The organism is Furfurilactobacillus milii (genome assembly GCF_009863985.1).
In the GTDB taxonomy this organism is placed as follows: domain Bacteria; phylum Bacillota; class Bacilli; order Lactobacillales; family Lactobacillaceae; genus Furfurilactobacillus; species Furfurilactobacillus milii_A.
Map to the genome: position 1 here is coordinate 82,394 of NZ_WEZT01000021.1, position 19,894 is coordinate 102,287.

Here is a 19,894-nt window from a genome sequence, read left to right on the forward strand (position 1 = left end):
TAAAGGAGAAGATTTGTTCATGGCAGAAAAAAAGCCGACTTACTACATTACTACGCCAATTTATTACCCGTCTGGCAAGTTACATATCGGGAATTCATATACGACCATCGCAGTCGATGCCGAGGCGCGTTACCGGCGGTTAATGGGTAACGACGTCTTCTTCCTGACTGGAACAGATGAACACGGTCAAAAAATTGAAGAAAAAGCCGAATCTTTGGGCAAACAGCCGAAGGAGTATGTCGATGGCATGGCTGACCAGATTAAAGAACTGTGGAAGTTGCTGGAAATCAGTAACGACAAGTTCATTCGGACAACGGATGAATATCATGAAGTCGCTGTTCAGAAAATTTTCGATCAGTTATTAGCACAAGGCGACATTTACAAGGGCCACTATGAAGGCTGGTACTCCGTGGATGATGAGGAATTCTTTACGGAATCCCAATTAGCAGAAGTCTTCCGTGATGAAAATGGTAAAGTGACCGGCGGGAAAGCACCATCGGGACATGAAGTTGTCTGGACTGATGAAGAATCCTACTTCTTCAAGATGAGTAAGTACGCTGATTGGTTGATGAACTACTATAAAGAACACCCAGATTTCATTATTCCAAACACGCGGATGAATGAAATGGTGAAGAACTTCTTGGAACCTGGCTTGGAAGACCTGTCCGTTTCTCGGACGAGTTACAAGTGGGGTGTGCCAGTTAAAACGGATCCAAAGCACGTGATCTACGTTTGGGTTGATGCATTATCCAACTATATCACCGCCTTGGGATATGGTAGCGATGACGACAGCAACTTCAAGAAGTACTGGCCAGCTAATGTTCAAATGGTTGGTAAGGAAATTGTGCGTTTTCACACCATTTATTGGCCAATTATTTTGCACGCACTTGGCTTACCTTTGCCAAAGCACGTGGTTGGTCACGGCTGGTTGTTGATGAAGAACGGTAAGATGAGTAAGTCAAAGGGAAACGTCATTTACCCCGAGACCCTGGTTCACCGTTACGGACTGGATGCTTTACGGTACTACCTGTTGAAGGCAATGCCATTTGGTAACGATGGTGTATTCACGCCGGAAGACTTTGTTGACAAGATTAATTATGATTTGGCCAATGACCTTGGAAACTTACTGAACCGGACTGTTGCCATGGTTAATAAGTATTACGATGGGGTCGTACCGGCCTTTGAAAGCAACGTTAATGAACCAGATGCTGATCTGGAACAAACGGCTGTGGATACGATTGCCGAATACCACCAGTTGATGGAAAGTCTGCACTTTGCGGATGCTTTGTCAGCGGTTTGGAAGCTCGTTTCACGCACAAATAAATACATTGATGAAACAGAACCATGGACGTTAGCTAAAAAGGCTAATGATGGTGATGACAAACGTTTGGCTGCTGCCATGAGCCATTTAGTGGCCAGCCTGCGGGTGATCGCACTGTTGATTCAACCAATCATGACACACGCACCAAAAGAAATTTTGACGCAGTTGGGGTTGCCAACGGATGCAGCTAGCATGCAGATCGAGGGATTAAAGATGGCCGACCTGCCGGTTAACACAAAAGTTGTTGCGAAAGGAACGCCAATCTTCCCACGCTTGGATGCACAAGAAGAAGTCGACTTTATCCAATCACAAATGACAAAGACGGATAAGCAAAAGGGCCGTTCTGCAATGGCAGCGGCTGCTGATTCTCAATGGGAACCAGAAAACGTCACCCTGAACTTGACGAAACCTGAAATCAAGTTTGATGAATTTGATAAAACAGAAATCAAGGTTGCTGAAATAAAGTCGGTCAAACCAGTTGAGGGTGCGGATAAGCTATTGCAATTCCGTTTGGACGCTGGCGATCAACAAAATCGGCAAATCCTCTCAGGTATTCATGAATGGTATCCTGATTATGAAAAGTTAACTGGTAAGAAAGTACTGGCTGTTACGAACTTGAAACCACGGAAGATGCGTGGTCAGATCAGTCAAGGGATGTTGTTGTCGACTGAACGTGATGGCAAGGTGACGCTGGTTATTGTGCCAGACAGCCTGAATAACGGGGATGTTCTGGGATAAATCAATCTCAATAACGGAGATAAAGATGGAAATTTTTGATTCACACACTCATTTGAATGACGATACCTTTTATGAGGAAGCCGCATCATATAATCAACACGCCGCGGATGCCCATGTTACACGGATCATGAACGTAGGATCTGACGCCAAACTGAATGAACGCGGGATTGAGCTGGCGCACCGTTATTCAAATATGTGGGCCGCAGTTGGCTGGCATCCGGAAGAGGTTGCGACCTATAACGATGCGGTTGAGGAGACCATGATTGGTCAACTGCAGGATAGTCGGGTGATGGCACTCGGCGAAATTGGTTTAGATTATCATGTGGATAATCTAGATGCTGTCGTGGGCGATCAAAAACGCATTTTTGCTCGCCAGGTTGATATTGCTAAATCGTTAGGGAAGCCAGTTATCATCCACAATCGTGATGCGTTTGCGGATACGTACGCCATTTTAAAAGCGGCAGATATTCGTGACATCGGTGGGGTGATGCACAGCTTTAACGGTGATCCGGAGTGGCTCAAACGCTTTTTGGATCTTGGTATGGTCGTGTCTTACTCTGGTGTTGCCAGTTTTAAAAACGCGCATGAGGTTCATGATTCTGTTAAACAAACGCCGTTAGATCGAATGTTGGTGGAAACCGATGCTCCATACCTGACGCCAGAACCACATCGCGGCGAGCAGAATGAACCGGCTAATGTAGCTTTCACGGTACAGGCCATTGCTAAACTGCGTGAACAGACAGAACTAGAGATTGCGGATGCGACGTTTGCTAACGCGAACCAATTCTTTGGGATTGAAGATTAATGGACAAATTAAAAGAAGTGCTGGTTGTTGAGGGCAAGGATGATACCAAACGCATTCAGCAGGCTGTAAATGCCGATACGTTTGAGACGAATGGGTCAGCACTCAACAAAACGAAACTGGCTCAAATTAAACAATTGCAGGCGACGCGTGGTGTTATTGTGTTGACTGATCCTGATTTCAATGGCGAGCGGCTGCGTAAACTAATTAGTGCAGCGGTGCCAGATGCTAAGCATGCGTTTATTACGCGCAAGCAAGGCGTACCGGAGAATGCGGGCGGTAGTTTGGGTGTCGAACACGCTGACCCTGCCGTCATTAAAGCAGCTTTGCAACATTTGTCTGTCGGTTCGTTAGACGATAAGCCGCTGATCTTTCAGCAAGATTTGTTAGCAGCTGGCTTAATTGGTCAAGCGGATTCGCGGCAACGTCGGGAAAAACTCGGTGAGGCGCTGAATTTGGGCTACGTCAACGGCAAGCAGTTGCTTAAACGACTTCAACTTTTTCAAGTAAGCCGTGAAGATTTTGAAAAGGCAGTTCAACAATTAGATTAGTAATGTTGAAAAATCACATTGTTGAGTGCCACACGTTAAAAATATTGAAGTGTTCAAGGAGACTAGATGACTGAATCAAAACGGGCCGACCGCCCCGATATTGCTAATCCCGTTCGTACGCGGGCAATTATGAATACGTATGGGATCGCAGTAAAGAAGAGTTTAGGTCAAAACTTCCTGTCAGACGTTAATATTTTGCACAACATTGTGAGTGCAGCTGACATCACAGATGACGATGATGTCATCGAAGTTGGACCTGGGATCGGTGCACTGACAGAGCAATTAGCCCGGTCTGCCAAGCGCGTGCTGGCGTTTGAAATCGACCAGAATTTAATCCCCGTATTGGCGGAAACGTTGGCACCATACAATAATGTTGATGTGGTTAATGCTGATATCTTAAAAGTAGATTTGACTAAAGAAATTGCCGAACATCTGCCGGATGCCAAGACTGTTAAAGTGGTGGCTAACTTGCCTTATTACATCACGACCCCCATTTTAATGGGACTCGTGAGTGCACCAATCGACTTTGCCGCGATTGTCGTCATGATGCAAAAGGAAGTGGCGGAACGATTGAGTGCTGAGCCTGGAACTAAAGCGTATGGCGCGCTAACGCTAGCGGTTCAATATAAGATGCAAGCACGTCTGGCATTCACCGTCTCAAGGACGGCGTTCATTCCCCAGCCAAATGTGGATTCTGCCATCGTTACGTTAACGCCACGCGAACCGCTTGTTGAAAAACCATTCAGCGATGATGCGTTGTTTCGGTTGATTCGTGGCTGTTTTGCTCACCGTCGCAAGAGTCTTTGGAACAACTTACAAAGTATCTTCGGCAAGGCACCAGCTACAAAAGTTGAACTGCAGGCGAGTTTGGACGAAATGGCATTGGCCCAGTCCATTCGTGCCGAAAGGTTATCATTAGAGCGGTTCATCGCGTTAACAAACGTTTTACACACGCACAATCTGTTTTAACTGCTTGAGAGATGTACGGAGTTTCCTCATTGGAACAATTGCAAAAAGTACTTGACCATGATATACTGTTATGCATGTGAGGTGAATTGCATGCCAGTAACATTACAAAGTATCAAGGCTAAACTGGACGCTAAATTGGGTCAAAAGTTGATGGTTGTAGCTCAGGCAGGTCGCAAAAAGGTGACTAAGCGCCGCGGCACACTTAAGGAAACGTATCCGGCTGTTTTTGTGGTTGACCTCGACCAAGAGGAGAACTCATTTGAACGAGTCTCTTACAGTTACACTGATGTGTTAACTAAAAATATTGAAATTGCGTTCGACGAAGAATAATCGTCAGCTTAATTTTACGAATGGAGCTCATTTCCTGTGTGGAAATTGGGGCTTTTTTTGTTTGGTTTATCATTTAATCTACAACTTAGACGTGGCGGGTAGTCCGGTTGTCAACATTGATACGCTCGCCGTGGGACCGGTTCAAGCCGGAAGGATACCGTCTCTCACCTCGCCGTCAAGCCTCGTGGGAATCCGAGTCTTGACGACCGTCCGTGGTGTAAATTCGAGAGGAGCTTTCGAATTAACACCACCTTCACGGCTCGGTATCAATGTTGACGCCCTCCCATCTCGAGTATAAGATCACTTGCTAACGTAAATCACACGAAATGATACGACTACGATTGTAGATAGATTTAAGTTGACAGGTGACATTTTATATTTGATGAAACGCAAAAGATGGCTCACTTGTAGAAAATCACATCGTGCTCCAATTTCTCCAATGACGTGTACTTATCATTCAACAATAATGTGAGCTGAAGGGAGTGCGCGTTGAAATCGCCAGTGAAGGTGAGAGACTCCGAACTTTGGAGGCTTGAACGGTCCCCACAGGCGAATTTCAAAAGCGAACGACCGTAAGCGGCAGGACATCGCTAGATAATACCTTTTATAAGTGCCGTCAGTGGATTTTACCGCGAGCTGGTGGCGATTATGGGGGGACTGTAATATACTTACGTTATATATTTCGTGGTAGCGGAGGTGATTTTACGGAGACACTCGAAAAGGCGCCGGCCAAGCTTAATTTGAGCCTCGATACACCCTTTCATCACCATGATGGCAGTGAAGAATGGGATATGGTTTTAACGTCCGTTGATTTGGCGGATTATGTCGCCGTCAAAACACTGGGCCGCAATGGTCGCATTAAAGTCACCACAGATAGTGGCTTTTTACCAAATGACCATCGTAATCTTGCTTATCAGGCTGCTCACTTATTGGCGACCACATATGGTCGTAAAGAGGCGATGAACATCCATATTGAAAAGCATATTCCGGTCGCAGCTGGAATGGGCGGTGGTTCGTCGGATGCAGCAGCGGTATTGCGAGCACTGAACCGACTATGGGAGCTCAATTTAGATCAGTCAACTTTGTGTCAATTAGGGTTACAGATTGATGCAGATGTGCCGTATTGCGTTTGCAGTCAAACGGCGCATGTGACGGGGCGCGGTGAGATCATCACGCAATTACCTAAACTGCCCCCGATGTGGGTGGTGATCGCTAAACCCAAAATCAGCGTGTCAACACCATCGATTTTGCGGCGCATTAACTATGCCGAAGTTCAGCATGCGGATACGCACGCACTAGTCGCTGCGATTCAACGGGGCGACTATGATGAGATTTGTGATTCCGTGGAAAACGTATTAACGCCGATCACGTCACGGCTTTACCCAACGGTAAATCATCTTAAGGAGCAGATGGTTCGTTTTGGTGCAGATGTGGCCGAAATGAGTGGCACTGGTCCAACGGTGTTTGGCATCTGCCGTAAACAATCACGGGCTCAACACGTGGCTAACGGTTTGTCAGGTTTTTGTCGGGAAGTCCATGTCGTGCGTCCCGTTAGTTTGCACACCGATTTTGCGCAATCATCGGCATCCGTTTGAAGGTGCTTAAAGAAGAATCAGGTTTGGAGTGATTGAATGAATAAAAAAACGTTAATCAAACGGACTGCACTGGCCATTGCTACGAGTTACACGACTTTGATTGGTGCTGGTTACGCAGTTTATTTGCTCGCAACCGGTTGGTCTAACAAGCAAAAATTGGCTGGTCGACAGGCCTCGCTTGAGGCCAATACCGACATTGAAAATGAGTGGTTCAAGCATCAAGAACAGTCACCGTGGGCGATTAAAACAGCTGACGGACTAACTTTACGGGCAACATTTATGTCAAACGCCCACAATACCAATAAAGTAGCTATTTTAGCTCACGGGTTGCATCACTCACGCGAACAAATGATTCCGTACGCCCGGTTGTTCATGGACGCGGGATACAGTGTGTTAATGCCGGACGCACGTGCACATGGGCGTAGTGATGGTAATGTGATCGGTTTTGGTTGGTTGGATCGAAATGATTACCAGCAGTGGATCGACACTGTTATTGCTAACCAAGGTGAGCAAGTTAACATTGTGTTGATGGGCATTAGCATGGGTGCCACAACGGTGATGGCTACAAGTGGTCAAACGTTGCCGCATAACGTGCGCGCCATTGTTGAAGATAGCGGTTTTCGAAATGTTTTTCAGGAAGGTAAGTTTCGGTTGTGGCATAAGTATCATGTGCCTAGCAGCGTGTTGATGCCAATTGCTGATGACTTCGCCAAACGTCAGGCCGGCTATGCTTTTAAAGATGGTGATATTTTAGCTGAGGTGGCTAAAAATCATTTACCAATTTTGATGTTTCATGGTGCTAAAGATCAAACGGTGCCGGTTGGGGACGCATACGAGCTGTATGCACGGGCAAATGAACCTAAGCAACTGATTATTGACGATGAGGCTGCGCATATCTCAAGTATTCGAACGCAACCGAGCAAATATCGTCAAACGCTAACTGATTTTTTAAATCGTTATGTGAAATAAAATGTGTGACTAAAAAGGGCCGCTAGAACAAGTGTTATTTGTTCTAGCGGCCCTTTTTGGGGGGAATGAAATTGAAAAGACGACTACAAATCACGAAACTGAGCGAGCAATGCCTCATCAGCAGCTTGACGTTGCGCCGCCGTAATCCGTTTGGTCGCTACCTGATTGGGGTCAATCAGACCGTGAGTAGAAAGCTTTAAGACGCGAGTCGCGACGTGTGTCACAAATGTTTCATCATGTGAGACAAATAAAACGGTGCCAGGGTACGTGGTTAAAAATTGTTCGAGTGCTGTGAGCGTTGGTAAATCAAGGTAGTTCGTTGGCTCGTCAAGGATAAGCACATTGGCGTCGCTGAGCAGAACTTTAACCAGTGAAACCTTAACACGTTGGCCGCCGCTAAGGTTTTGGGCAGGGATATCTAAGGCAGTCGCTTTAAAACCAAATTCAGCCAAGACTGTGCGGACAATAGCGTTGTCCTGACGCGTATGTTCAGTCACGTTTTGCCAAATGGTAGTGGTTAGATTCAACCGGCTCATATTCTGAGCAAAGTAACCAAATTTAACTGCAGGATTGACGCTGATGGACTGATTTTGGTTGGCTAAAACGGCGCGAAGCAGTGTCGTTTTACCGACCTGGTTGGGCCCGGTGATGGCGACACGGTCACCAGTGTGGAGGACGAAGTTGACATCGTTTGCCAACGTTCGGTCGCCTGCCTCCAAGGCCAGATGCTGAATATTGATCGGTGTATGCCGGCCTAGAGTGGCGAACTGTTCCGCCCGTAAGGTAACTGAGGGCTGCTCAGTGGGTTTGGCAACTGGTGTCAGATGTTCAGCGTGATCCTTCATAACACGCGCTGCTTTGGTCATTTTGCCTTGATTACGGCGTAGTGAGCTTTTCATATCCTGGAGCTCGTTACGACTATGATTGTGGGGATTGGGCTTTGTTGTTTTGGCAGCCCGTTCAGTGCGTTTGATAGCGGCGACTTCCAGCTTATGCTTTTGTTGCTGGTAGTTTCGGAATGCAGCTGCCTGATTATTGCGTTGGGCCGTTTCATTAGCCGTAAAGGCATCATAATTACCGGCAAACGTTGTCAGGGTATGATCAGCGAGCGACCAAGTTGTTGTCGTGACAGCATTGAGTAACGTTCGATCATGCGAAATCAGTAGCAAGGTGCCTTTAAATCGGTTGAGCTGGTTAATTAACCACTGCTGGTTTGTCTCGTCTAAATTAGCGCTGGGCTCATCCAAAATTAACCATTCGGGTTGTTGACGTAAAGCTGTTAAGATAGCGTTTTTAACCTGTTCACCACCACTTTGCGTGGAAATATCATGCAATTGGTGGACGACAACAGGCGTCGTTTGGCGATCAACGATACCAGCATCAGGGGTCAGCGAGCCAGTCAGAATATCAATCAGCGTTGTTTTGCCAGCACCATTAGCGCCGATTAGACCGATGCGGTCACCAGGATTAATGACGAGTTGCTCAATATTAAATAATTGTTGTTGATGCCGTGTTATGGCAATATTTTGTGCTTGAATAACAAACATGAAATCACTCCTTACAAGTTAACTAGATAGGTGTTAAGCGAGAAGAAAATATTTCATTTTATAACCTCCCCAGAACGTGCCAAGACAGTCCAGACATGCGGGGAAGCGCACAAAAAAAGAGTCCACCCCCGCAACATGTAACTGCTGGCACTGAATGAATTCACAACTATCTATTGAAGTGTCTTCGCAGAGGGCAAACGAGACCAATTCCTGTTGTCTTCTGGATATTCGTAGATAAAATTATGAGTTCACTTAGTTCCAAAACAGTTATTAGTTGCGCATCGGCGGATCTCCTTAAAAATTTTAGTATTGGTAAATCATTTCGATAATAATGTAACGGTTTTTGGAGCGGCTGTCAAGAAAGAATGCCTTTAGCGTTGGGTTTCAGGATACATAATGTCGAGAAATACTAAGTTTTGTTCAGTTATTTTGATCTCCAAAAGTTCTTATCATATGTGGATATGGATGCTTAAGGTTAATTTTGTGCTCTTAAGAAGAGGTTACGTTCTGAAGTTTACCGATTGCAATTTTTTTGGAGTTTCGGTACACTATTAAACGGTAATCATTACTTTTTACATATTGATTGCAGAAAGGACATTCTTTTGCGACAACATAAACGTGGCTTACATATTTTCAGTATTATAGCATTACTCTTAATCGCATTGACTGTTAGCTTAGTAGTGGATCAACGAAGAATGATTGCGCGAGCTAAACCGACCTCAAAAATTCGCGTGGTAAGTTCACTGGATTTCTACGCTCAGGCCGCCAGCGCAGTGCTGGGGCAATATGGTCAGGTGACGGCTGTTATTAACAGCCCTAGCATTGACGCGGAAAGCTTTGAGCCAACGACGCACACAGCAAAGCAGGTTGCTAAGGCTGATGTGATCATTGAAAATGGTTTGGGTTATGATGACTGGTTGGGAAAAGTTGTGGCAGCGAATGGCCAGGAGAAGCGCACCATTAATGTTGGGACAGCTTTGATGCACCGACAGGTTGGCGAGAATCCTCACATTTGGTACAATCCGCAGACGATGCCACGCTTAGTTGCACAGATGGTAACACGCTTTTCGCGTTTGCAACCTGAGCATAAAGCGACTTTTAAACGGAATGCCGACCGTTACCTCGAGACACTGTCATCGTGGAAAAAGACGATTAAACAGCTAAAGCGGACAGGTCATCATCAAGCGGTCGCTGTTAGTGAGCCGGTGTTCAATGACACATTATCGGCAGTAAATTTAAAAGTCACTGATAATCATTTTGCCCGTGCTGTTGAAGAGGGAACCGATCCATCGCCAGCAGACATTGCCAAACTAACGCGTGATTTTAAACAACACAGGGTTGCCTTATGGGTTGTGAACACGCAGAATTCACAGCCAATTGTGAACTCAATGACCAAACAAGCGCGTCGCTACCACATTCCAGTGGTTCAAGTGACGGAAACGTTGCCGTCCAATCAGTCGTACGCACACTGGATGACCAATGAATTGAACCAAGTCAAAACTGCGTTAGAGGAGGACAATCAGCATGGCAAGTAATGAGACGCATCAAAAGATTGATCCCAATGATCAACCTGACAGCCAACTAACCGAAGATACCATTATGACCGTGGATAAACTGGGGATGAAGTTTGGTCAAAAAACGGTGTTTCAAGGACTCACGTTCACGTTAAAGCGTGGCGAATTCCTTAGCGTACTTGGCGAAAATGGGATTGGTAAAACAACCCTTATACGAATTTTACTCCAACAACTGCGGCCCACGGCTGGCGAAGTTTCGTTTTTGCCGAGTCGCTCCCAGGTAACGATCGGTTACGTTCCGCAATTTAGAAACGTTGATACCGAGTATCCGTTAACCGTGAAAGATTTTGTGGGTTTGGCACTACATGATCACTTAACGCCATGGTGGTCTAAACACGAAAAGCAACGCTTGAATCAAGTGTTGCACGAAACAGATTTGACGCGAATCGCGCACACACCGCTTGGCCGTGTTTCTGGTGGTGAGTTACAGAAAGCTTATTTGGCTCAAGCTTTGATTCGACTGCCACAGTTGTTGATTTTGGATGAATCGACTGCCAGTTTGGATAACAACATGAAGTTTGAATTGCTGGACTTGCTTAAACAATATCAGCAGCAAACACAGGCAGCAGTCATCTTCGTAACGCACGATTTGCCATTAACAAAGAAGTATTCTACCAACTTTTTGTTAATGCAGCCGGGCCCGTATCAACTGGGCACGATTGACGAATTGAACGAAACGGTACTGGAGGCGGCTCATGCTTAATTATCCATTTATGCAAAATGCCTTTGCGGCGGGCACATTAATCGCAATTGTCAGCGGTATCGTTGGGGTCTTTGTGGTCGCTCGAAACATGTCTTTTTTAACACATACATTATCTGAAATTGGTTTCGCTGGGGCAGCTTTCGGATTGTTTGTGGGCTGGACACCATTGGCGGGGATGCTATTATTTACCAGCGTCAGTTCTGTCGCCGTTGGTCAATTAAGTAGTAAGGCATCCCGTCGTGAGGCGGCGATTACCTCGATTTCAGCGTTGGCGATTGGGCTGGGAATTTTGTTCTTGTCGCTATCAAACCAAAATGCCAGTTCAGCTACAAATATTTTGTTTGGCTCGGTCATTGGGATCAGCCGGACATCTGTACTGCAAGTTGCTATTTTAGCCTTGGCAGTGATTGTGGTAATTATGGCGGTGTACCGAAGTTTGAAGTTTGATTCGTTTGACGCTGTCGGAGCGCGGGTTGCCGGTATTCATGGCACCACACTGGCCATCATCTTTCTGGTTGCATTAGCATTTTCAGTCAGTGTGGCCGCTCAAATCGTGGGCTCCCTGTTAATCTTTATCTTGCTTACATTACCTGCTTCTGCGGCAAAATATTTTGCACACGGTGTTGGCAGCATGATTGGCCTAGCCATTCTATTTGCTTTGATTGGTGTGTGGCTCGGTTTGGCGCTGAGCTACTGGACAAACTGGCCGGTCTCTTTCTTCATTGCCGTCATTGAAGTTCTGTTTTACTTTATTGGTCTGATTTTTAATCGCTTCACAGCACGAAATTAAAGTGGTATGAGAACGGCGTCGGAAACGACGCTTTTTTTGTGAGAAGCGCCCAGTAATTACGAACGTTGTGCTATTATTAACCAAGGAAAGAACGCTTTTTGTCGTTCATTGTGAAATTAAAAATGAGTTGAGGTAGCTAAACGTGAAAGTTAGACGATCAGATCGATTGATTGACATGACGCGCTTCTTATTGGAACGACCACGGACACTGGTTTCGTTGTCCTTTTTTGCTGAGCGTTACGAGTCAGCCAAGTCATCGATTAGTGAAGATTTAACCATTTTAAAACGAACCTTTCAGGAACGTGGAACCGGTTTGTTAGAAACTCTGCCCGGTGCTGCGGGTGGTGCTCGGTTCATTCCGTATATCCTGAAGGAAGATGCTTCTGAATACATCGATTATTTATGTAAAGAAGTTTCGGACTCCCATCGGGTAATGCCTGGTGGCTATGTTTACTTATCTGATTTATTAGGCAAACCAGAAGTCCTTCGCCAGATCGGTCGTTTGATTGCGACTCAATATATGAACCAAACCATCGATATGGTATTGACGGTTTCTGTGAAGGGGATTCCGATAGCTCAGGCCGTCGCAGAACAATTGAACGTGCCGTTTGTCATTGCTCGTCAAGATGGGGCCATCACGGATGGCGCCACGGTCAGTGTGAACTATGTGTCTGGCTCATCAACGGCCATCGAAAAAATGCAGATTTCCAAACGTGCTCTGCCAGCTGGTTCACGAGTATTGATTGTGGATGACTTTGTTAAAGGCGGCGGTACCATTTCTGGTCTTGCTAGCTTAGTTCGTGAACTGGATTGTGAGGTTGCTGGGATCACCGTGTTTGGTGAAGGCCGCTTTAATGGCGAACGTCAATCTGAAAACTTTACATCATTACTGCATGTTGAAACATTACAAAGTGAATCGGAACCAATTCGGGCCACACCGGGGAACTATATGCACCGTGTGTTTGGCAATGAAAGGTAGGTAAGTTTTTCAATGAGTTCGAGAAATACCATTATTCTTGCGGCTGGTAAAGGAACCCGCATGAAATCGAAGCTATACAAGGTTTTACACCGGGTTTGTGGTAAAACAATGGTCGATCACGTGTTGACTCAGGTTGAATCGACTAACATGGATCGGATCGTGACGATTGTTGGCTATGGAGCAGATGACGTTCGCAAACAATTGGGTGACCGCACGCAATACGCAATGCAAAAAGAACAATTGGGTACAGGTCATGCCGTATTACAAACGGCACCATTACTAGGCGACGTTGATGGTGTCACACTGATTGTCAGTGGTGATACACCGTTGTTTCGGGCTGAAACACTTCAAAAACTGTTTGATTACCACGAAGCAAAGGGCGATGTCGGCACAATTCTGACATCGATTGCGCCCAACCCGACCGGTTACGGCCGGATTATCCGAAATGATATTGGGCTCGTAGAAAAGATTGTGGAACAAAAGGACGCTACATCAGAAGAACAGGCTGTTAAGGAAATTAATACTGGTGTGTATGTTTTTGACAACAAGGCCTTATTTAATGCACTTCACCAAGTTAAAAACGACAATGCACAAGGTGAGTATTACCTAACTGATGTCATCGAGATTTTAAAGGCAGCTGGTCAACGGGTCGGCGCTTACCGCATGAGTGATTTCAGTGAATCAATGGGTGTTAATGACCGCAAAGCTTTGGCAACCGCGACAAAAGTTATGCAACGCCGCATCAATGACGAACATATGGCAAATGGTGTGACCTTTATCGATCCAGATCACACGTATGTCGATGTGGACGTTAAGATTGGTGCTGACACTATTATTGAACCGAATGTTCAGTTAAAGGGGCACACGGTCATTGGCGAGGATTGTATGATTGGCGCCAATTCCGAAATTCGTAATAGTGTGATTCACGATGGTGTCACGGTTACCTCCTCATTCATTGAAGATAGTGACATGGCTGATGGCTCTGATATTGGCCCAATGAGTCACTTGCGTCCAGATGCTCATATTGGTGAAAACGTTCACCTGGGCAACTTTGTTGAGATTAAGAAAGCGACTATTGGTGCACGGACTAAAGTGGGTCACTTGACCTATGTCGGGAATGCTCAATTAGGAACGGATATTAATGTCGGCTGTGGCGTTGTGTTTGTTAACTACGATGGTGTTGGCAAACATGAATCTATTGTGGGTGACCACAGCTTCATTGGCAGTAATTCCAATTTGGTTGCACCGTTAAACGTCGCAGATCATTCATTCATTGCCGCTGGTTCAACGATTACAAAGGATGTTGCCCGGCATGACATGGCAATCGCCCGTGAACGTCAAACTAACAAGCCGGGTTACTGGTCAAAATTACCGCATAAACCGGAAGACAAATAGTGCGGATAGTTGCGTCAAAGTCAGTTAATGAGTACCATTAAGCTATAACAAATGAGTATGAAAAAATTTAATTATCCTTTGTGGAGGGAACATGTCAACTCAATATTTTGACCCCAAACTGAAGATTTTTGCCCTGAATTCAAACCGACCATTGGCAGAAAAAATTGCTAATGAAGTTGGTGTTGAATTAGGTAAAACTTCTGTGGATCGTTTCAGTGATGGTGAAATTCGCATTAATATCGAAGAAAGTGTGCGTGGGGACAACGTTTATTTGATTCAGTCCACATCAGCGCCCGTTAACGATAATTTGATGGAATTGTTGATTATGATTGATGCGCTACGTCGTGCCAGTGCTAATACAATCAATTTGGTTGTTCCTTACTATGGTTACGCTCGTCAGGATCGCAAGGCCCGTTCACGTGAACCTATCACCGCTAAGTTGGTCGCAGATATGCTTGAAAAAGCTGGTGCGACTCGGTTACTGGCATTGGATCTGCACGCTGCTCAAATTCAGGGATTCTTTGATATTCCAGTTGACCACATGATGGCAGCACCATTGTTAGCTGACTATTTCATTACGAATCACATTGCTGAACATGCAGTGGTGGTTTCGCCAGATCATGGTGGGGTGACGCGTGCGCGTGCCTTGGCAGAGTTCCTTAAAGCACCGATTGCAATCATTGACAAACGTCGCCCTCGTGCCAACGTGGCTGAAATCATGAACATTATCGGTGATGTTAAGGGTAAAAAATGTATCATGATTGATGACATGATTGATACGGCCGGCACGATTACTTTGGGCGCCAAGGCATTGATGGATGCGGGTGCAGAAGAAGTTTACGCTTGTTGTTCACACGCTGTGTTGTCTGGCCCAGCGGTTGACCGTTTGAAAGCATCACCATTCAAACAAGTGGTTGTGACCGACTCAATTAACTTGCCAGAAGAGAAACATTTCGACAAGTTAGTGCAAGTGTCCATTGCACCACTGGTTGGGGATGCAATTCGCCGGATTAATGAAAACAAGGCTGTTAGCCCGTTGTTCCGGACTCGTTTTCACCGGGATGGGCGTAACAACTGATTTTCGATTAGACAAATTAATTTAGTTAGCTTCGAATAAATGAGAGCAAGATGTAACAGAACTGGCTTGCTCAGCTAAAAAACGACGTTCATGGTCTTTTTCCATGAACGTCGTTTTGTGTCGGACGGGTGAAAGACTGCGTTCTGGATCGCAGTTGCGGCACTTTTACTAAACGTTAAATTGGCTTTTTATGTTCCAATCCCATCATTTCACCGTCTATATCATAAAATGTTGAAGTTATTAAGCTTTTCTTTCGATATGTAACAATAATGACATAATCACGTAATTTTTGTTACAAGTGATATAATTTAAGTATCAAAAGGCACAGGAGATTTGAAACGTGTCAGAGCGGGGGTACATAAAATGAGCATTCAAACATTTAAGAAAATGATGACAGGTAGTGTAATTTTGGTCAGTACGGTTCTGTTGACTGCTTGTGCAAGTACTTCTGCGACGACAGTCAGCGAGGGGCATCATTCAGATAGTGTTCGTAGCAGTCGTAAGAGCGACGTAAAGGTTCCTACACGGACGTCGAATGTTACAACGGTCGCACCTGCTACAACCAGTTTTTCTAGTGATCAGTCTTCATTAGCCGTAACGGGGACAAGTTCATCCGCTTCCGAGACTAGTGCTGTTTCTGATTCGGACACGACATCATCTAATGTAAGCACCGCATCGACGAGTTCGGCGCAGACTAGTAGCGTTCAAAGTAGTGTAGTACCAAGTAGTTCTGTTCAAGAAAATTCAATTCAGGGTAGCTCAGTTCAAAGCGGTTCCGTTCAGAGCAGCTCTGTTAAGGGTAACGCAACTCAAACCAGTTTGAGCAAAGTTGCTTCAGGCACTGTTGCTACGAGCGGTCAACAAGACAGCAGTCGTGTAGCTAATAGCCAACAAGTTAGTCAAGTTACCGGCAATGCAAACGGGCAGAGTAGCGTTTCTCCGGTATCGAAGACAAGCGGTGAAACAACGCAACAGCCCGTATCGAACAGTAACAGTACGACGAAGGGTAGCGTCACAACTGCGACCTCCGCGAATGGGGTTCTGTCGAACTTTAGAAGCCAGATGGGTTACAACGAGACAAATGGCAGTCGTCAATACACCGTTATTAACAACGGGAATGGCACTTACCAAATCGACGTTCGGACCCAAGCTCCTGATGCAAACATCAGCAATCTGGCCGGTGTTTACACTTACACACCAGCAAACAAAGAAGTAACAACCGTCTTTTCTGGGGCTGATGCTGGCAATGGTGGGGCTAACACGGTTAACACACCAACAACTGACAACAGTACTTCAACGACGCAGTCAAACCATTAGTGATTGGCTAAAATATAATTTGGACTTTAATACCGCAGATATTTGCGGTATTTTTAGTTACAACGGAATTTATCACAAAGATTAGTTTGGAGAAAAAAGGATGCGACAAAAACAACGACCTGCCGCCTGGTCAGCGATTGGCTTAATCGTCTGTGTCATTATTGGTGGTATTGCATGGACCAATGGCGTTTCATTAGTTAAACTGTCTGATATATTTTTTATGATTGGGTTGGCGCTGATTGTTATTGGTGTGGTGATGCAATTGAGCCATGCGCATCTGTTTGCTGGATTTCGCAGACGCCGTAAGCAAACATATAAGGAAAAGGCAGATAAGAAACCTGAGCCTAAGATGAACACGCGTGATATTGCCGTTAAAAAGAACGAACCACTGCGTTTTTCAGATTGGAATCGGTGGCTCTGGATCGACGGTGCCATTCTCATTATCATCGCCGTTGTAGTCACGCTCTGAGCGCTCCACTGTAGCAATCTTTTCCAGTTGTCAACAGTGACACGCTCACCGTGGGACCGGTTCAAGCCCCCAAAGTTCGGAGTCTTTCACCTCGCCGCAAAGCCTCGTGAGGAGCCGAGTCTTTACGGACCGTCCGTAACCTAAATTCGAGAAGGCCACTCGAATTAACGTTACCTTCACGGCTCGGTATCACTGTTGACGCCTTCCAGATGATATTGTGGCAACTTTTTTTGACAGGACAGTGGCTTGACTGCGAGCCAAAGACTAATTGAGATAAGAACTAATTGTGAGAAGAGTGGAGCGGATCAGAAACAGAGTTTCGTGTCGGCAACATTTAGCGGCAGGAATTTGGCCGCTTAGTGTTGCGGGATGACTTATGAGACTTGTTTTTCGGCTCATAATCAAGGTTAAAGACTCTGGGTTTAGGATGCTGAGACTGATCCCACGGAACGGCGTTTCTGGTCCGCGTAACGGTACAAACATAACAAAACGCACTGCAATTTCTTAAAACAGGAATGCAGTGCGTTTTAGATTAAATTGGTCTGATTAATTTAGTGCGTATTTGTTGATCGCGGCGGCGACACCGTCTTCTTTGTTGGTCAGTGTGACAGCCTGGGCAGCTTCCTTAACTTCGTCGATGGCATTGCCCATTGCAACACCCCAACCAGCGGCCTTGATCATGGAAAGGTCGTTGCCTTGGTCGCCCAAAGCCATAACTTCATCCATTGAAAAACCCAAATCACTTGCTAATCCAGTGATGGCATTGCCTTTAGAAGCTGCTTTGTTCATGGCTTCAAGAAAGTAGGGTTCACTACGGACAAAGTAAAAGTCTTGTTTGACATAGTCAGGCAGTTTTTCGACCGCGCTGCTGATAATCTTTGGGTCGTCGATGAACATTGCCTTAGATAATGTGATGTCAGTTGGCATTTCTTCAACGGCACGGTAGCGGATCGGCATTTTTACTAAGAAGGCTTCGCCGATAGTGTAAGGACTGATGTTTTTGTTAGCCGTATAAATGTGTGATTCGGTTTCTACGTGAAAGTGTGTTTCAAGCGTTTCACTTAGAGTTTGTAACTGACGGTACTGGTCGTAATTCAATGTGTGGCGAACGAGAATTTTGCCACTGATTGTTTGTGCTAATGCACCGTTAAAAGTAATGACGTACTGGTCATCACCACTGAGCCCAAGTTGGTCCAAGTAATCTTGAACACCCGTCAGTGGGCGACCAGTACATAGGACAACTTTGATACCGGCATCACGAGCTGCCTGAACGGCTGTAATTGTAGCTGGGTTCAGTGAACTCTTTTCATTTAGTAGCGTGCCATCAATGTCGATGGCAATCATTTTAATTGTCATGGGATTCTCCTTGAGGGTGAATAAGTTGATCATTATGAATGTAATTTTGAAATTCAATATAAATTGGGCTAAATAAATCATTTTCTGCGTCTTTGGTCAACATTTCCCGAGGGAAGAAGAAACGCTGATCACCCAATTCACGACCAGTAATGGCGGCAACTAACGGGCTCAGTGATGATAACTCAATGGTGGAGCCGTCACTTTTCATCAATTGAATTTCGGCAGCAGGTTTGCGAGTCTGGCGACTGTTTGCATTGTATGGCAGATCGTAACTGTCGTTTGTGGCAGTGTAATACTTGACGTTATAGCCGGCCGTTTCAATTTTGGCGCGTAGAATCGTCAGCAAATCTTCCGTTTCACTCGTATATTCCACAGATTTAAAGGGCCGGCGATTTAGGAAACGATTGGCTAAGTCCGACAACACGGCGTCGTCACTGTCAGCCCAGTGTAGGAAGTAAGTGTTAAGTACGCCATCATCTAATTTTAAGTAGTCAGCCAGCGTCCAATCGTGGTTAAAGAATGGTTCGAGCAGTAAGGGACGAAATCCGTCTTCACGAACGGGTTGGTTGTCATAACGGTCCTTAGCACGCAACAACAGGTGATCCAAAATGACTTCCATGGCACGGGAGACAGGGTGAAAGTATACTTGTTGATACATTTGAAAACGGCTGAGAATGTAATCTTCGACAGCGTGCATTCCGTCAATATCAAACGCAATCCCGTCTTTGTAGGGCCGCATCACGCGTAGTACACGAGTGAGGTCGAAACGACCGTAGTCAGCACCGGTATAGTAGGCGTCGCGTAACAGATAATCCATTCGATCTGCGTCCAATTGACTGGAAATGATTTGAACAACTTGCGGGTTAGGATACGTATGTTGAATGACGCTGGCAACTTGTTGTGGAAATTCTGGCGACACCCGTTTGAGCACTGCGTTGACCTCGGTAGTGGGGGAAGTTAGAATTTGTGCAGTAATTGCTTCGTGGTCCGTGTGAAAAATGTGTTCAAACGTATGTGAGTAAGCCCCGTGTCCAATATCGTGCAAGAGTGCCGCACATAGCGTAACGAGTCGCTCGTGGTCGTCCCACAGACCGTCTCCAGGTGTTTGCGACGGATAGTCGTGTTCAAAGTTATCACAGATTCGTCGCGCAATTTCGTATACGCCTAAGGAATGTCCAAAGCGACTGTGTTCTGCCCCGTGAAAAACCTCTTCGGTCACACCCAGTTGTTTGACACGTCGCAAACGCTGAAATTCTTTAGTGTCAATCAAATCCAAAATGACTTGGTAAGAAACGGCGATATAATTGTGAACGGGATCGCGGAATACTTTTTCACGTGGTAATAACTGATGACGATAATCCATTAAATCCTCCTTGAAATATGTGACGGATACGACTCACTTTTCCTATGA

General features: G+C 45.6%; 18 protein-coding genes. 15 read left to right on the plus strand and 3 right to left on the minus strand.

Features of this window, described 5'->3' with window-relative positions; genetic code table 11:
- Positions 1-19: 19 nt before the first annotated feature.
- The 7 genes from metG to GB992_RS09930 all read left to right on the plus strand — a co-directional run bounded on the left by metG (position 20) and on the right by GB992_RS09930 (position 7,275).
- Complete coding sequence (gene metG, locus GB992_RS09900; protein ID WP_161002298.1) at positions 20-2,059, plus strand: methionine--tRNA ligase; 2,040 nt, start codon at positions 20-22, stop codon at positions 2,057-2,059.
- A 25-nt stretch (positions 2,060-2,084) separates the two neighbouring features.
- Positions 2,085-2,864, plus strand: a complete 780-nt coding sequence (locus tag GB992_RS09905; protein ID WP_161002299.1) for a TatD family hydrolase — start codon at positions 2,085-2,087, stop codon at positions 2,862-2,864.
- Positions 2,864-3,412 (plus strand): ribonuclease M5, encoded by a 549-nt coding sequence (rnmV, locus tag GB992_RS09910; protein WP_161002300.1) that lies wholly within the window; start codon positions 2,864-2,866, stop codon positions 3,410-3,412. The genes GB992_RS09905 and rnmV overlap by 1 nt, the downstream gene beginning before the upstream one ends.
- Before the next feature lie 66 nt (positions 3,413-3,478).
- The gene (gene rsmA / locus GB992_RS09915) at positions 3,479-4,381 is read left to right on the plus strand and encodes a 16S rRNA (adenine(1518)-N(6)/adenine(1519)-N(6))-dimethyltransferase RsmA (RefSeq protein ID WP_161002301.1); all 903 of its coding nucleotides are present in this window, start codon (positions 3,479-3,481) and stop codon (positions 4,379-4,381) included.
- Between the two features lie 90 nt (positions 4,382-4,471).
- Positions 4,472-4,711 (plus strand): Veg family protein, encoded by a 240-nt coding sequence (locus GB992_RS09920; protein WP_017260524.1) that lies wholly within the window; start codon positions 4,472-4,474, stop codon positions 4,709-4,711.
- A gap of 677 nt (positions 4,712-5,388) precedes the next feature.
- Entirely contained in the window at positions 5,389-6,306 is a 918-nt protein-coding gene (gene ispE / locus GB992_RS09925; RefSeq protein WP_161002341.1) for a 4-(cytidine 5'-diphospho)-2-C-methyl-D-erythritol kinase, read from the plus strand.
- A 36-nt stretch (positions 6,307-6,342) separates the two neighbouring features.
- Entirely contained in the window at positions 6,343-7,275 is a 933-nt protein-coding gene (locus GB992_RS09930; protein ID WP_161002302.1) for an alpha/beta hydrolase, read from the plus strand.
- Positions 7,276-7,358: 83 nt separating this feature from the next.
- Here the strand turns inward: GB992_RS09930 and abc-f are convergent, their stop codons facing one another.
- Entirely contained in the window at positions 7,359-8,822 is a 1,464-nt protein-coding gene (gene abc-f / locus GB992_RS09935; protein WP_161002303.1) for a ribosomal protection-like ABC-F family protein, read from the minus strand.
- Positions 8,823-9,424: 602 nt separating this feature from the next.
- On the opposite strand from abc-f, the gene GB992_RS09940 reads away from it, so the two are divergent.
- The 8 genes from GB992_RS09940 (at position 9,425) to GB992_RS09975 (ending at position 17,127) form a co-directional block, all read left to right on the plus strand.
- On the plus strand, positions 9,425-10,357 hold the full coding sequence (locus tag GB992_RS09940) for a metal ABC transporter solute-binding protein, Zn/Mn family (protein ID WP_238331106.1): 933 nt from the start codon (positions 9,425-9,427) through the stop codon (positions 10,355-10,357).
- A complete protein-coding gene (locus tag GB992_RS09945) occupies positions 10,347-11,099 on the plus strand; it encodes a metal ABC transporter ATP-binding protein (RefSeq protein ID WP_161002304.1) in 753 nt (250 codons plus the stop codon). Before GB992_RS09940 ends, GB992_RS09945 begins: the two co-directional genes overlap by 11 nt.
- Complete coding sequence (locus GB992_RS09950) at positions 11,092-11,889, plus strand: metal ABC transporter permease (RefSeq protein WP_161002305.1); 798 nt, start codon at positions 11,092-11,094, stop codon at positions 11,887-11,889. Before GB992_RS09945 ends, GB992_RS09950 begins: the two co-directional genes overlap by 8 nt.
- 142 nt (positions 11,890-12,031) lie before the next feature.
- Positions 12,032-12,868, plus strand: a complete 837-nt coding sequence (gene purR, locus GB992_RS09955; RefSeq protein WP_017260517.1) for a pur operon repressor — start codon at positions 12,032-12,034, stop codon at positions 12,866-12,868.
- A gap of 12 nt (positions 12,869-12,880) precedes the next feature.
- On the plus strand, positions 12,881-14,263 hold the full coding sequence (gene glmU, locus GB992_RS09960) for a bifunctional UDP-N-acetylglucosamine diphosphorylase/glucosamine-1-phosphate N-acetyltransferase GlmU (protein WP_161002306.1): 1,383 nt from the start codon (positions 12,881-12,883) through the stop codon (positions 14,261-14,263).
- A gap of 91 nt (positions 14,264-14,354) precedes the next feature.
- A complete protein-coding gene (locus GB992_RS09965) occupies positions 14,355-15,341 on the plus strand; it encodes a ribose-phosphate diphosphokinase (protein ID WP_017260515.1) in 987 nt (328 codons plus the stop codon).
- A 363-nt stretch (positions 15,342-15,704) separates the two neighbouring features.
- On the plus strand, positions 15,705-16,658 hold the full coding sequence (locus GB992_RS09970) for a hypothetical protein (protein WP_161002307.1): 954 nt from the start codon (positions 15,705-15,707) through the stop codon (positions 16,656-16,658).
- A gap of 100 nt (positions 16,659-16,758) precedes the next feature.
- On the plus strand, positions 16,759-17,127 hold the full coding sequence (locus tag GB992_RS09975; RefSeq protein ID WP_161002308.1) for a DUF3899 domain-containing protein: 369 nt from the start codon (positions 16,759-16,761) through the stop codon (positions 17,125-17,127).
- 546 nt (positions 17,128-17,673) lie between these two features.
- Here GB992_RS09975 and yidA read toward each other — a convergent pair.
- Both yidA and GB992_RS09985 read right to left on the minus strand, forming a co-directional pair.
- Complete coding sequence (yidA, locus tag GB992_RS09980) at positions 17,674-18,483, minus strand: sugar-phosphatase (RefSeq protein ID WP_161002309.1); 810 nt, start codon at positions 18,481-18,483, stop codon at positions 17,674-17,676.
- Positions 18,473-19,846 (minus strand): HD domain-containing protein, encoded by a 1,374-nt coding sequence (locus GB992_RS09985; RefSeq protein ID WP_017260511.1) that lies wholly within the window; start codon positions 19,844-19,846, stop codon positions 18,473-18,475. The genes yidA and GB992_RS09985 overlap by 11 nt, the downstream gene beginning before the upstream one ends.
- Positions 19,847-19,894 lie beyond the last annotated feature (48 nt).

Coding starts and splice junctions, on each gene's coding strand:
- glmU (WP_161002306.1), top strand. CDS start 12,881: ATGAGTTCGAGAAATACCATTATTCTTGCGGCTGGTAAAGGAACCCGC.
- GB992_RS09970 (WP_161002307.1), top strand. CDS start 15,705: ATGAGCATTCAAACATTTAAGAAAATGATGACAGGTAGTGTAATTTTG.
- GB992_RS09975 (WP_161002308.1), top strand. CDS start 16,759: ATGCGACAAAAACAACGACCTGCCGCCTGGTCAGCGATTGGCTTAATC.
- metG (WP_161002298.1), top strand. CDS start 20: ATGGCAGAAAAAAAGCCGACTTACTACATTACTACGCCAATTTATTAC.
- GB992_RS09920 (WP_017260524.1), top strand. CDS start 4,472: ATGCCAGTAACATTACAAAGTATCAAGGCTAAACTGGACGCTAAATTG.
- GB992_RS09965 (WP_017260515.1), top strand. CDS start 14,355: ATGTCAACTCAATATTTTGACCCCAAACTGAAGATTTTTGCCCTGAAT.
- GB992_RS09945 (WP_161002304.1), top strand. CDS start 10,347: ATGGCAAGTAATGAGACGCATCAAAAGATTGATCCCAATGATCAACCT.
- rsmA (WP_161002301.1), top strand. CDS start 3,479: ATGACTGAATCAAAACGGGCCGACCGCCCCGATATTGCTAATCCCGTT.
- GB992_RS09985 (WP_017260511.1), bottom strand. CDS start 19,846: ATGGATTATCGTCATCAGTTATTACCACGTGAAAAAGTATTCCGCGAT.
- abc-f (WP_161002303.1), bottom strand. CDS start 8,822: ATGTTTGTTATTCAAGCACAAAATATTGCCATAACACGGCATCAACAA.
- rnmV (WP_161002300.1), top strand. CDS start 2,864: ATGGACAAATTAAAAGAAGTGCTGGTTGTTGAGGGCAAGGATGATACC.
- yidA (WP_161002309.1), bottom strand. CDS start 18,483: ATGACAATTAAAATGATTGCCATCGACATTGATGGCACGCTACTAAAT.
- GB992_RS09905 (WP_161002299.1), top strand. CDS start 2,085: ATGGAAATTTTTGATTCACACACTCATTTGAATGACGATACCTTTTAT.
- GB992_RS09930 (WP_161002302.1), top strand. CDS start 6,343: ATGAATAAAAAAACGTTAATCAAACGGACTGCACTGGCCATTGCTACG.
- GB992_RS09950 (WP_161002305.1), top strand. CDS start 11,092: ATGCTTAATTATCCATTTATGCAAAATGCCTTTGCGGCGGGCACATTA.